At 73.7% G+C, this 13,764-nt stretch carries 10 protein-coding genes; all 10 read right to left on the bottom strand.

Features of this window, described 5'->3' with window-relative positions; translation table 11 throughout:
* Window positions 1-3: 3 nt before the first annotated feature.
* On the bottom strand, window positions 4-306 hold the full coding sequence (locus tag Aru02nite_RS13995) for a hypothetical protein (RefSeq protein WP_203657920.1): 303 nt from the start codon (window positions 304-306) through the stop codon (window positions 4-6).
* 164 nt (window positions 307-470) lie between these two features.
* Complete coding sequence (locus tag Aru02nite_RS13990) at window positions 471-1,097, bottom strand: phosphatase PAP2 family protein (protein WP_203657919.1); 627 nt, start codon at window positions 1,095-1,097, stop codon at window positions 471-473.
* On the bottom strand, window positions 1,090-2,244 hold the full coding sequence (locus Aru02nite_RS13985) for a glycosyltransferase (protein ID WP_203657918.1): 1,155 nt from the start codon (window positions 2,242-2,244) through the stop codon (window positions 1,090-1,092). The genes Aru02nite_RS13990 and Aru02nite_RS13985 overlap by 8 nt, the downstream gene beginning before the upstream one ends.
* Window positions 2,241-3,659: a polysaccharide deacetylase family protein gene (locus Aru02nite_RS13980; protein ID WP_203657917.1), complete on the bottom strand. Its 1,419-nt coding sequence runs from the start codon at window positions 3,657-3,659 to the stop codon at window positions 2,241-2,243. Before Aru02nite_RS13980 ends, Aru02nite_RS13985 begins: the two co-directional genes overlap by 4 nt.
* The gene (locus Aru02nite_RS13975; protein WP_203657916.1) at window positions 3,660-4,823 is read right to left on the bottom strand and encodes a carboxylate--amine ligase; all 1,164 of its coding nucleotides are present in this window, start codon (window positions 4,821-4,823) and stop codon (window positions 3,660-3,662) included.
* Complete coding sequence (locus Aru02nite_RS13970) at window positions 4,820-6,031, bottom strand: FAD-dependent oxidoreductase (RefSeq protein ID WP_203657915.1); 1,212 nt, start codon at window positions 6,029-6,031, stop codon at window positions 4,820-4,822. The genes Aru02nite_RS13975 and Aru02nite_RS13970 overlap by 4 nt, the downstream gene beginning before the upstream one ends.
* Window positions 6,032-6,046: 15 nt before the next feature.
* The gene (locus tag Aru02nite_RS13965; protein ID WP_203657914.1) at window positions 6,047-9,118 is read right to left on the bottom strand and encodes a chitobiase/beta-hexosaminidase C-terminal domain-containing protein; all 3,072 of its coding nucleotides are present in this window, start codon (window positions 9,116-9,118) and stop codon (window positions 6,047-6,049) included.
* A 9-nt stretch (window positions 9,119-9,127) separates the two neighbouring features.
* Window positions 9,128-10,693: a tyrosine-protein kinase domain-containing protein gene (locus Aru02nite_RS13960; RefSeq protein WP_203657913.1), complete on the bottom strand. Its 1,566-nt coding sequence runs from the start codon at window positions 10,691-10,693 to the stop codon at window positions 9,128-9,130.
* Window positions 10,690-12,087, bottom strand: coding sequence for a hypothetical protein (locus Aru02nite_RS13955; protein WP_203657912.1), 1,398 nt, complete (start codon window positions 12,085-12,087; stop codon window positions 10,690-10,692). The genes Aru02nite_RS13960 and Aru02nite_RS13955 overlap by 4 nt, the downstream gene beginning before the upstream one ends.
* Entirely contained in the window at window positions 12,080-13,618 is a 1,539-nt protein-coding gene (gene murJ / locus Aru02nite_RS13950) for a murein biosynthesis integral membrane protein MurJ (RefSeq protein WP_203657911.1), read from the bottom strand. Before murJ ends, Aru02nite_RS13955 begins: the two co-directional genes overlap by 8 nt.
* Between the last annotated feature and the right edge of the window lie 146 nt (window positions 13,619-13,764).

Here is a 13,764-nt window from a genome sequence, read left to right as displayed (position 1 = left end):
CGGTCACTTCACCGGGCCCACGTCGGTCTCGACGACCTCGCCGACCGCGACGATCTGCGACGGTGCGACCAGGAGCGGATCGAGCAGCCGGTGGATGGTCGGGTCGAGGACGGCGCGGGCCGCGGCGGCGTGCGCCGCGCTGCGCCACAGCGTGACCGTCACCCGGTGCCCGTGCCCCAGATCGATCAGGATCGAGCCCTGGTAGCCGGGTTGTTCCCGCATCCGGGCGTCGTACGCCGCGACCCGGTCCCGCGCCTCCGCCATCCGGGCCGCGTGGAAGGGCCACTCCCTGACCACCGCGTACATGGGGCCCTCCTCCCTGCGGGCCGGGCGCGCCCGGTGGAACCATGCCCCGAAAACCCTTGCCGCGCCTGGTGATGCGCGCCTGCCGCCGGCGCGACGAGTGACGTCCACGGTACGGCCGGGCGCGGTCGCGGCGCCTCGGCCATCGGCCGTAGTTCGCCCTGGCGTCAACCACCGCGGTCGCGGGCACGCCGGTCTGCCACCGCATCCACGATCACCCCCAGCACCAGTACGGTCGCGATGGCCACGCAGGCGCCGCCGACGGTGTCCGTCGCGAAGTGGTCGCCGACCGCCACCGACGCGGCCGCCACCGCCATCGCCACGCCGATCGCCGCCGCGGCCACGCCGGCTCGTACCGTCGGGGACAGCCAGACGGACGCGGCCATCAGCACCACCACGACCATCGCCACCGCGAAGATGCCCGTCGTGTGCCCGCTCGGGTACGCGAGGCTGCCACCACGCGTACGGTCCACGATCGGTTTCAGGACCACCTCGGTGAGCGCGGTGGCGACCGGCGGGGCGAGCGCGGCGAGGACGGCGGCGCGGATCCAGCGGCGGCGTACCAGGAAACCGAACAGTGCCACGGTTTCCAGCACCACCGCGACCGGGCTTCCCAGCGCCACCAACGCCTCCGCCGGCCACCGGTACAGGCCGAGGGACGGGTCGCGGCCGCCGGACGCGACGCCCGAGTACCGGGCGCCGAGGCCGGCGGTGACGACCACCGCGCCGATCGCCACGCAGACGACGGCGGGATGGTAGCGCTGCCGGAGCAGCCGGGTCGGGCGGTCAGGCACGTCGGATCGCCTCAAGGTAGACGGCGGACTGCCGTTCCCAGCCGAGTTCGTCGCGCAGCCGGCGGCGACCGACCGTGCCGAGCCGACGCCGCGCGCCGCGGTCGTCGAGCAGCCGGACGATCTCCTTGGCGAGCGTCTCCACCTCACCGGGCGGTACGAGGACGCCGGCGCCGGCCGCGATCCGCCGCGTCTCCGGCAGGTCGAACGACACCAGCGGCAGCCCGAAAGCCAGGTACTCCAACGCCTTCACCGGCGTGACCTCCGCCTGGAGCGTCGTGTCCAGGCCGAGCGACGCGCTCGCCAGGTACGCGAAGACCTGCTCCTCACTCACCCAGCCCGGCAGCCACACGTACTTCTCCACGCCGAGTTCGACGGCCAGCGCGCGCATCTCGTCGAGGCACTCGCCGTCGCCGAGGAACGCGAACCCGCAGTCCGTACGGTCCTGCCCGTGCACGATCTCGGCGACCACCCGCATCGCCAGGTCGAGTCGGTCCTGCCGGCCCATCTTCCCCGACCACACCACCAGGTGCCGGAATCCCTTGCGCAGCTTGGGATCCCGCTTCGCCTGGTCGACCCGGGCGAGCACCGGCCCGTTGCGTACGACGTCGACGTGCCGGCCGCCCGCCGCGGCGAGCCGGTCCCGCAGGTACTCGTTGACACAGACCGTACGGTGCGCGACGCGCTGGCTGCGGCGCTCCAGGAAACGCAGCGCGGCGAGTACGGCGGGCCGCGGGTGCTCGTACCGGGCGGTGAAGACCTCGGGCATCAGGTCCCGCTGGTCGACCACGACGCGCGCGCCGAGCCAGCGCAGCACCCGCGCGAGCGGGAAGTACACGTCGGGCGGTTGGCAGAGCTGGAGGACGTCGATGCGGCCGCGGGCGCGCAGCCGCGCCAGGTGCACGGCCGCCCACCCGAACGCCGCCGCGTACTCCCGGACGTAGCCGGCCATGCCGCTGCCCTCCGGCGACGGCGGGTACTCCAGCAGCGTCAGCCCCGGCATCCGCCGGTACGGCGCGTTGTCCGCGTCGCGCATCGACACGACCGACACCCGGTACCCGGCGGCGAGCAGGTCGACGACCTGCTTGCGCAGCCGGATGTCCACCCCGAGCGGGACGTTCTCGACGACGACGGCGACGTGCCGGGTCATGGCGCCTCCCCGACGAGAGTCGGTGCGGTGTAACGGATCCGGCCGTCGTCGGCGGCGGGGCCGTCGATCCGCCAGCCGTCGCCGTCCGGTACCGGGACGGACTCGCCGCGGCGCCGCCACCAGGCGGAGACCTCCCGCGGCAGCGCCTGCCACACGGTCGGATCCCCCGCGAACTCGGTGAGCAGGGCCCGGTACGCGCTCGCCGCGCGGGTGCCGGAGGCGTAGTCGGGGTGCGTGAGGGCGAGGACCATGCCGCCGCGGTCCCGGATCGCCCGCGCCTTGCCCGTCCACACCGAACCGTCCCGCTGGCGCAGGATCTCGAACAGGGTGTGGTCCTGCGGCAGGGTGATCGGCAGCTCCACCAGGTCCCCGTTCCGGAACGGCAGGTACGTGCAGCACCCGCCGGGCCGCGGCTCGTACGGGTCGGTGTCGGTGTACGAGCTGTCGTAGTCGAAGCCGAGCGTCCGCATCATGTCCCAGGACCGTTGCGTCGCGGGCGAACGGAACCCGATGGCGCCCCACTCCGCGGCGTACCGGTGCATGGCGGGGAGCCGGCGGGCCAGCAGCCGGCGGGATCCGAGGTCGCGGCCGTCGTGCCGCAGGCCGTGCACGCCGATCTCGCAACCCTCGTCGCGCAGCCGCCGTACGGTGACCGGATCGGCGTGGTAGCGCTCGCCGACCAGGTTCCACGACGACCGGTACCCGAGGGCCCGCTCGGGATCGCGCAGCAGCGGGATGTCGCGGAAACCGGCGGCGGTCTCGACGTCGTGCGTCAGGACCAGGCTCCACGACTTGCCGTGCGGCCACGGCGCGAGCCACGGTACGGGCGCGCCCGCGATCCCGGTGAGTACCCCGAACAGCCAGTCGTACAGGTCGTGCAGGCCGTGCTCGACCGGCCAGGCGGGGAACCGCGGCGTCTCCTGCCGCCCCGCGTACGCCCGGCGCAGGCCGAGCTGCACTTGCCGCGGCAGCAGCGGCCGGACCAGGTAGTACCCGCGGAGCATCAGCGCGCGCGGGTCGGCGCCGCGGCCGAGCCGGGTGTACGCCTCGGACCACAGGCACCGCATCACCTCGGCCGGGTCGTACGGCAGGAAGGTGTTGCCCGCGCCGTCGGTCCACACGAACGCGACGTGCCGGCCGCGCTCGTCGGTGACCGCCTCGGCGCGCTGCCAACCGGCGCCGGGCGGCGTGGTGCACACCCGGCCCGGCACCGGCATCCCGGCCATCGTGAACCGGCCGGTGACGCAGTCTGGCGCGCCCGCGCGGGGCCAGAGGAGGCCCCGTTCGCCGCACCAGAGCCGACCCAGGTACGAACCATCCACAGTGGACAGAGACGCGGGCGGGCCGCCCGACACCACCCGGTACGGTACCCGGAAGTAGTCGAAGAACCCGAACGCGTGCGACGACTCGAACATCTACAGGCTCCGCTTCATCGCGAGGTACGGCAGCAGCAGGATCTCGTACAGCGCGGGCAGCGGGTCGGCGAGCGCGAACACCGCCTCGGTGTCCACGCCGCGCAGCGACCGCAGGTAGTCGCCGGCCCGGATCGCGCCGCGGCGCAGGTCGCGCGCCGCGTTCGGAAGGTCGGTGGCCCAACGGATCCAGCGCACGCCGGGCCGGGCCCGCGCCGGCTCCACCGGCAACCCGAGCTGGTCCCGGTAGAGCAGCCACGGGAAGTCCACCCCGGCCGCGCGCCCGAGCGTGTGGTAGCCCCAGGTCCGCGCGTTCACGTCGAGCAGCTTGTACGCGCCGTCCCGCGGATCCCGCTTGTACTCCAGCTCCACCAGGCCGTAGTAGTCCATCGCGCGCAGGAACGACACGGACGGCTCGACCAGCTCCGGCACGTCCACCGTCTCCACGAACGTACTGGCGCGGCCGAAGTCGGACGGGTGCTGCCGGCGCCGGCGTACGGTCATGCTCGCGACCGCCTCGCCGTCCCGGAAGAACGCGCAGTACGCGAACTGGCTGTCGCCGCCGCCCGGCACCATCTCCTGCACCAGCACCTCCTCCGCGGCCACGATCGCGGACGCCTGCCGGTACCGGTCGGCCAGCTCGGCCGGTCCGTCGGCGCGCCACGCCTTCGCGCCCGTCGCGTAGACGAAGTGCTCCTTGACGGCGGGCTTGACGACGACCGGACCGGACGTGTCCACCTGGCCCAGATCGCCTGCGGTACAAGGGAACCAGGTGCGCGGGGTGGGAACGCCGAGCTTCTCCGCCAGCCGGTACGTGGCGCGCTTGTCCCAGGCGTGCCGTACCGACGACCAGGCCGGCGTGGGCACCCGGTACCGGCCGGCCAGCTCGTCCCGGGCGGTGGAGACCGCGGCGACGGTCTCCTCCCGCGTCGGGTAGAGCACCCAGCCGTGCAGGCCGAGCCGGTCGCAGGTGTCGGCCAGCGCGGTGACGGTGGTGTCCGCGTCGCGCAGCTCCGGCACCCGCACCGTCCGGCGGACGTACCGGGAGGCGGCGGCGATGGACCGCTCGTCGTCCAGCACGCACACCGGTACGCCGCGGCGGCCGAGGCTGCGCGCGATCCCGAGACCCTGGTAGTCGCCGCCGACGACGAGTGCGCCGACCGTCATGACACCGCGCCCTGCGGCACCGGGGTACGCCGGCGGTGGTCGCCGTCCGCCACGGCCCGGGTGAGCGACCGGGCACCGTACCAGCCGCCGGCGACGAACCGCATGATCGGCCCGAAGCTGCGCGCCGCGGGTGCGCCGAGGAAGTGCAGCCCCGGCACGGTCGACTCCATTCCCGGGCGCAGCAACGGATAGCCGTTCACCCGGCGGATCCGGCGGACGATCGTACCGTCGAGGAACGGGTAGCGCGCCACGTCGACCCGGTAGCCGGTGCCGCACAGCAGGTGGTCCACGACGAGCGCGGCGCCGTCGGTGAAGTCGACGCGCAGCCGGTCGCCGTCCGGGGTGGCCGACCGTACCCGGCGGTCGATCTCCACCGACACGTCGGTGAGCCGCGGACGCAGCCACGCCGCGCCGGCCGGCCGGATCGACCGCGCCGCCATCGGATCCTGTACCTGCCGCGGCAGGCGCCGGAACAGGTCCGGTACGGCCACGATCCGGGACATGCCCATCGGGCCGACGTCGGTCGGCGCGTACACCAGCTTGGCGAACCGGCCGAGCATCCGGTGGTACTTGCCGCCGTGCAACCAGTTCAGGTGGTCGGAGCGCGCCGCGACGCTCACCTCGGCGCCCGCCTCGTGCAGCAGCGCCGCGGACTCCAGCGCGCTCTGCCCGCCGCCGACGACGAGTACCGACCGGCCGCCGAACACGCCCAGGTCCTGGTGGTCGGCGGTGTGCGAGGCCAGTTCGGCCGGCAGGCCCTCCGTGTACCCGGGGCGGTGGACGAAGTCGGCGATGCCGGTGGCCACCACGACGCGACGGGCGCGGATCGCCGTACCGTCGGCGAACGTCAGCCGGAACCCGACCGACGCCGGCTCCACCTTGGTGACGACCCGCTCGTCCACGTCCGGCGCGACCTGCTGCTGCACCCACGTGCCGTACTCGACGAACGTGTCCAGCGGCACCGGCGTCGTCAGCGTCCGCCCGGTCGCGGCGCAGTAGCCGTCGAGCGACAGCGGCCCCTCGTACTCGGCGATGCACGTCGCCGTCCAGTTCGACCGCAGCATCATGCCCTTCGGCATGCTGCCGCGCCAGAACGACATCGGCTTGCCGTACACCGTGCACTCCACGCCCGCCCGCCGCAGGTGCGCGGCGGCGGCGAGCCCGTGCGGTCCGGCCCCGATGATCGCCACATCCGTGTACTCCGACACTGCTCTCCCCCTCAGTTACCGAATGGTCACCTGGACGCCCGCCGACCGGGTGGCGTTGCCCGCAACGTCGGTGGCGACCGCGGTCAGCGTGTGCACGCCCTTCGCGACGCCGCTGGTGCTCCACGACGCCGTGTACGGAGCCGTGGTGTCGGTGCCGACGAGCGTCGTGCCGTCCAGGTAGAACTTCACGTTCGCCAGCCCGGACGCCGCGCCGGTACCGGTACCGCGGTCCGCGGCGCTCGCCGTGATCGGCACGGTCGTCCCGGACAGGACGATGGTTCCGGTGCGCGGCAACGTGATCGAGACGGTCGGCGCCGCCGCGTCCACGCGGACCGCCTGCGTCTTCACCGCCTCCGTGTTGCCGGCGCCGTCGACGGAGAAGCACTTCACCGTCGTCGTGACCGACACCGGGAACGGCCCGGTGTACGTCGGGCTCGACTTCGTCGGCGTCGTCCCGTTGGTCGTGTAGTACGTCTTGGTGCCGCCGACGCCGCCGGCGTTGTCGGTCGCGGTCAACCCGACCGACACCGGCGTCGCCTGGTACCAGGCGGCGCAGGCCGCGCCGTTGCAGCTGACCGACGTGGTCGGCGCGGTGCTGTCGATCGTGACCGTCTGGCTCTGCACCGGCCCGCTGTTGCCGTCGTTGTCCACCGCGAAGTACTTCACCGTCGTGGTCTTCGACACCGTCAACGGCGTGCCGTACACCGGGCTCGCGGTCGTCGGCGTGGAGCCGTCGGTCGTGTAGTGGACCTGCCGCACGCCGACGCCGCCGCTGTCCGTCGCGTCCAGCGCGACCTTCACCGGCGCCGCGTACTGGGTGTCCTGGCACGCGCTGCCGTTGCACTGCGCGGTGACCGACGGCGGCGTGGTGTCCTGCGCCGCGGCCGTCGCCGCCCGTACGGTCTGGACCTGGACGCCGGCCGGGGCGCCGCCGGACTGCCCGGCACCGCCCAGCCACGTCAGGAACTGCGACATGACCGTGGTGTCCACCGCGCTCCACGACGACATGCAGGAGCCGTAGTCCGACTGCGACTTGTCGCACACCTCGTGGAACGTCAGTACCAGCAGGCCGCCGCCGTGCGACGAGGCCGCCGTGACGTAGTTCTCCAGGTCGCCGAGCACCTTCGCGTTCGGCGCGTTCACGTCGATCGCGGGTAGTGCCAGCGGATCCTGCGGCGGCTGGGTGTCCGCGTACTTCGGCCCCGGCGTGGTCGTCGTCTGCGCGAGACCGCCGCCCTGCCGGGCCGTCGCGTACCCGCAGGACTTGACGATCTGTTCGGCCGCCGCGTTGTACGAGCCGAACGGGTAGGCGAACGAGACCGGGTCGTAGATCCCGTTGTCCAGCAGGTCCTGGCGGGACTCGCAGACGTCCGCGGTCTTCTGCGCCGTCGTCGTACCCGGGTCGGTCAGGTCCAGGTGCTCCCGGCCGTGCCCGCCGATGTCGTCGCCCTCGCTCTGCATCGTGCGCAGCTGCCCGTACGTCATGCAGCAGGCGTTCTGGTCCGTCGAGTCGGACGTGATCGTGTAGATGGTGGCGTTCATGCCATGCGACCGCAGCATCGGCCGCAGGTACCGGTACACGCCCGCGTACTGGTCGTCGAAGGTGAGCGCCACCGCCGTGTGGTACGGATCGACCGTGATCTGTTGCGACTGCGGCGCTTCCGCGTTCCCCGCCAGATCCGTCGAGAAGTACTTCACGGTCGTCGTACCGGTCGTCAGCGTGAACGGGCCGGAGTACACCTGGCTCGACGTGGTGGGTGTCGTGCCGTCGGTGGTGTAGTAGGTCCTGTCCACGCCCCAGCCGGACGCGTCGCTGGCGTTCAGCGCGACCGAGACCTTGCCGGTGGTCGGCGTGTCACACGCGTTGCCGTTGCAGGAGATCGTGGTCGTCGGCGGCGAGGAGTCCGGCGCCGGGCTGGCCTGGATCGTCCGGCTCTGCACCGCCTCCGCGTTGCCGGCGTTGTCCCACGACCGGAAGTTGACGGTCGTCGGGTGCGTGACCGCGATCCGCCCGCCGTACGTCGGGCTGGACAGCGTCGGATCGGTGCCGTCGGTGGTGTAGTGCGTGCTCGCCACGCCGGACCCGGTGTCGGTCGGCGCGAGCGTCACGAACACCGTCTGGTCGTACGTGGATCCCGTGCAGGGCTGGCCGTTGCACGCGACGGCGGTCGACGGGGCGGTCGTGTCGGCGGAGATCGCCGCGTCCCGCACCGTACTCAGCGCCGCACCGGCGGGCGCGCCACCGGACTGCCCGGCGTTGCCCATCCAGTCGAGGAACGAGTTCAGGTCGCCCAGGTCGACCCAGCCGGAGGTCGACGTGCAGGCGCTGTAGTCGCCCGGATCGGCGGTCTGCGAACAGACCCGATCCATCACGATCTGCGTCCAGCCGCCGTCCTGCGCCGCGCCCGACACCAGCGACTTCATGTCCGCGAGCGTCACCTGACCGGTCGGCGCCCACGCGCGCGTGGCGTACCAGTCGGTCGGCGGCAGCGCCTCCGCGTACGTGGGGCCGTTCGGCGACAGCGAGCCGGCCGACCGGGCGCTGCCGTACCCGCAGGCCTTGACGACGTTCTCGACCGTCGGGTCGAACGCACCGCCCGGGTACGCGAACGCGACGGGGTCGAGACCGTGCTGCACCAGCGCCGTACGGTCGTTGCACACCTGCGAGCTGGGATCCGGATCGGTGGTCAGGTCGGAGCCGTCGACCGTCTTGCCGCCGATGTCGTTGCCGTCGGCGGCGAGCGTGCTCAGCTCGTTCCAGGTCATGATGTTGGTGCCGACGCCGATCGTCCCCGAGTTCACGAAGTACGTGGCGGTCGCGTGGTGCGGCTTCAGCGCCTGCTGGTACCCGAGGTCGTACTGGCTGGCGGCGCCGTTGTCGAAGGTGAGCGACACCCTGGTCTGCGGTGCGGCCGGCGCGGACGCGGCCGGCACCAGCACGAGACCCGCGGCCAGCAGCGCGGCGGCGGCCACCCGCAGCCACGCCACCGCCCCGCCGCGGCGCCCGTGCAGTACCGCGCCGAGCCGCGCGGGCCACGGCGCCCGGTCGGTCCGGACCCGTCGCGGGCCCCGTGCCTGTCCGGTCATCGTCCTCGCCTACTCCCGCCCGTTCCCGGCGGCGCGGTCGGACCCGTCCCGCCCGGGTACGAAGGCGTGCACCAGCGGCGTGCGCGCACCGTCCGATGTGGACGATGCCGCTGCCCGGGTCTCCGGCGCACTCCCCTGCTCCGCGGTCCCCGGTACGTCCGCGGCGTCCGCCCCGGTCGTACGGCGGCGGCCGATCGCCTGGCGCAGCAACGGAAGCAGCCCGCGGGACGGCGCCCGGTGCAGTACCTCGGCGCGGCGGCTGCGGCCCACGTGGTCGAGCACGCACCCCGCCAGCGGTACGCCCGCGGCGGTGAGCCGGTCCACGGCCTGGCGTACCTGCCGGCGGTGGGTCCGGCGGGACCGCGCCACCAGCAGCGCCAGGTCCGCGTGCGCGGCCAACAGCTCGGCGTCCGGCCCGGCCGGCAGCGGCGGCGCGTCCAGTACGACGAGGTCGGAGCGCCAGCACAGTTCGTGCATCACCTGGGCCAGCGACGCGGCGTCGAGCAGCGCGTCGTCGTCGCCGTACCCGCCGGACGGCAACAGCGTCAGCCCGTCGATCCCGGTGTGCCGCACCGCTTCCCCGACCTCGGCGGTACCCGCGAGCACGTCACCGAGCGACGGTTCCGCCGGCAGCCCGAACGGTTCGGCCGGGCCCACCAGCAACGTCCGCGTCCCGGTACGGGCCAGCCCGGCGGCCAGGTTCGCCGCCGTCGCCCCGGTCGCGTGCTGCGACGCGGACGTGACCAGCAACGTACGGGCGCGCTCGGTGGCGATCACCCGGGACAGCCGGGCCCGCACCGCCCGGTACGCGTCGGCGGCCCGGGACGGTCCCACCACGCCCACCGGCCGGTACGCGGGGATCTGGCCGAGCAGGCGCGCGCCGGCGCGGGCGGCGAGATCGGCGCCGCTGCGTACCCGGTCGTCGCGGCGGTCCCGGACGAGGGCGATGCCGAGACCCAGCGCCAGCCCGATCACGGCCGCCACGGCCAGGTCGGTCAGGTGGTTGGGCGAGGCCGGCTTCGTCGGCAGGTTCGCGTCGTCGATCAGCGCGGGCGACGGTGCCGGCACCACCGTCACGCCCTTCAGGTTGGCCTTCTTGGCGGTCGCCAGGTCCGCACGCTGCCTCGTCGTCCGGTACGACACGTACGCCTCGGCGACGGCCTGCGCGCGCTGCTGCGCGATCCGCGGCGACGACCCGGTGTACTTGATGTCCAGGACGGCCGTGTCGACCGGGACCGTCACGGTCAGCCCGTGCGCCAGCGTGGACACCGGCAGGTGCAGCTTCCGCGCCGCGATCTGCACGACCGCGGTCGACGACGCCACCGCCTTCTCGGTACCCATGTCGACCGGCTGCGCGACCGTCGTGCCGGCCACGACCCCGGGCGGGACCTGAACCTGCGCGGCCGAGGCGTACGTCGGGGTGCGCGACCAGGACATCACGGCCGCGCCGGCCGTCACGAGCAGGGTCACCAGGGCGATCCAGCCGAGATTGACGAGCAGGAACCGACGGCCGTGCGGCTCCGCGTCCGGGCGGTACTGGCCGCCGCCGGCGGCCGGGTTGGTGGTTGTACTCATCGAACTACCTTCCGAATCCGGGCGGTTGCGGTCAGCGCGAGCAGGGCGAACAGTTCGTCCGCTGAACCGCGGTAGGTCAGATGGGGATCGAAGGCCATCAGGACGGCGGTCACGAGCACGGCGACGACGACCGCGATGCCGGCGACGCTCGCCGCGCCGACGGCGTGCCGGGCGGCCCGCCAGCCGGACCGCACCGACTCGACGACGAACCACACGAACGCGCCGAGCAGCGGGATACCGCCGCCCCACAGCAGCCACGTGTAGCCGGACTCGATCCAGACGTACCCGAGGATCTGGCTGGACACCGGCACGCGGGCGGAGGGGCGTACGCCGAGGGTCCAGTTGTCGTCGCTGAACAGGGTGGGCCAGAAGTACGTGCGGAGGTTGTTGAGCCGGCCGACCCAGCTCGCCGGCAGGCCGGACGCCGAGCCGAAGCCCTCCAGGCGGGTCGCCACCACCGGCTTGAGTACGGTCATGCCGGCGAGCGCGGCCGGCGCGGCGAGCAGCAGCAGCCGCGGCGCGCCGGTCACCGCCGCGATGCTCACCAGCGCGACGACCAGGCCGATCGTGCTGGAGAACTCGCCGGCCGACAGCGCGCCGAGGACGAGTACCAGGGCGATGCCGGCGAGGACCAGGCGGTGGCGGTGCATCCGCAGCCACAGGCCGGCGACCACGGCCAGGTTGAAGATGAGCAGGTCGGCGGTGGCGGCCGGCAACGCCAGCGTGGACGAGCCGCGGGCCTGCGCGGTCGCCCCGGCGTCCCCGTACGGCGCGTAGAAGTGCGCCAGCAGCCCCGGTACGCCGAACAGGCCGAGCGACTGCACGATCGCGACCACCGCGACCGCCGACGCCGCGAACACGCCGACCCACAGGCACCGGCGTACCTGCGCGTCGTCGCGCACGCTGAACCGCACGATCGCGTACACGCCCAGGTACTTCCACATGACCAGCGCGTACATCAGGTCGTCGGTGGTGATGGGGTGGTTGCGGGCGAGCATCCACAGCAGCGGCACGACCGAGCTGCACACGGCCATCGCCACCAGCGACCACTCCAGCCTGCTGATCCGCAACCGCCCCAACCCGCCGGTACGCGCGCGCACCAGCCCGCGGACCGCGAGCGTCGCGCCGACCAGCAGGTCGAGCGCCTCGTTCGGGCGGAGTACGGGGATCGCCAGGCCGCGGTCGATGCCGACCGTCAGCGGCGTCAACGCGATCACCAGGTACGCGCCGACCGCCGGCCGCGCCCACACCAGCGCCACCAGCCCGGCCGCGACCGCGCCCGCCAGCGCCAGCTTCACGCTGTACGTCGAGGCCGCGCCGACCGCGACGGCGCCGGTCAGCAGGCCGGGCACCAGCAGCGGTACCGGCCGGCGTACGCCCGTCAGTTCAGCCATCGGCCCGTGCCCCCTCCGGGGTCGTGACGGCGCGGCCGGACCCGCGCAGGTACCGCAGCCCGCCGGCCAGCCAGCGCAGTTCCGGAGCGCGCCACAACGCCTGCACCGCCAGGTACGTACCGGCGCCGGCGGTGATCGACGCGGCGAGCGTCGCGGGCGTACCGACGTGCGGGCCGAGCAACCGGGCGGTCAGCCAGGCCGGCCCGGCGAGCAGGACGGCACCGGCGACGACCTTCGCCACGGACGGCGCGAGGCGCTCGGTACCGGACGGCAGCGCCCGCCACAGCCGTACGCTCAGGTGGCTCGACGAGATCAGCGACGCGACGGTCAGCGCGACACCGAGCCCGAACAGCACCGCGACACCGGACAGTCGGGACGCCGCCGCGGCCAGGCCGAGGCAGATCACCGCCTGGAGCAGCATCGAGTACAGGGGGCTGCGGGTGTCCTTGCCCGCGTACCAGGCGTACGTGCTGATCATGAAGACGGTCTCGCCGACGACCGCGACGGCGATCCCGGCCAGCGACATCGACACCATGGTCACGCCCGCCTCCGACCCCATCCGCCCGAACGTCACCGCGTGCGCCAGCGGCCCGGCGAGTACCAGGTAGCCGACGGCGGCGGGGACCGCGACGAACAGGCCGAGCGAGACGCCGCGCGCCAGGGTGTCGCGGAACAGCGGCAGGTCGCCGCGTTCGTGCATCCGGGACAGCCGCGGCAGCAACGACAGCGCGACCGGCTGCGCGGCGAGCGCGATGGCCAGCGCGTAGAAGTTCAGGCCGAGCTGGAAGGCGACGACGCCGCCGGCGACCCGGTTCGCGACCATCAGCAGGGTCAGCGTCTGCAACGCGACCAGCCCGGCCTGGCCCAGCGACGCCAGCGACCGCCGTACGATCCCGCGTACCTCCGGCTCGCGCCAGCCGGCCCGCGGCAGCAGCGTCACCCCGGCCCGCCGGGCGCCCCACCACTGCACCGCGGCGTGCAGCAGCACCGCGCCGGTCGTACCGAGGCCGAGCAGGACCAGCTCGCCGGTGGGGACGTCCCGGTTGCCGGTGCCGTACAGGAGGGCGACGGCGCCGAGGACGGCGAGCGTGCCGACGTTCTCCAGGGCGGGCGCGGCGGCGGCGAGCAGGAACCGCCGCCGCGCGTTCATGACGGCGGTGGCCGTACCGACGATGCCGTACCCGAAGATCTGCGGGACGAACATCAGGATCAGCAGGCGCCCGGTTCCGGACTGCCCACCGTGCCCGAACGCCAGCGCGTACGGGGCGGCGAGTACGGCGAGCGGGGCGACGCAGCCGAGCGCCAGCAGCGCCAGGCCGAGGAACCCGCCCGCGATCCGCTCGCAGGCCCGGCGGTCGCCGGCGTCGATGTGCCGGACCAGCGACGGCACCAGCAGCGACGAGAACAGCGAACCGCCGAGGAAGCCGTAGTACACGAGGTTCGGCAGCGAGTTGGTGAGCTGGTAGGTGTTGGCGAAGAACGTGGGGCCGAGTACCGCCCCGATCGCGGCGAACCGGGCGACGCCGGTCACCCGGCTGACTATCGTCGCTCCGGCCACCGCGATCGAGTCCCCGGCCGCGCCGGCAGGTGCCGACTCGGCCGCGAGATCCACCGTACGGACGGCCCCGCCGTCGCCCGGCGCGCCCGTGGTGCGCGCCGGCCACGACCCCGCCCCGG

The sequence above is a fragment of the Actinocatenispora rupis genome (assembly GCF_016861975.1).
Lineage (GTDB): Bacteria > Actinomycetota > Actinomycetes > Mycobacteriales > Micromonosporaceae > Actinocatenispora > Actinocatenispora rupis.
This window is presented reverse-complemented; position numbering and strand designations above follow the sequence as displayed.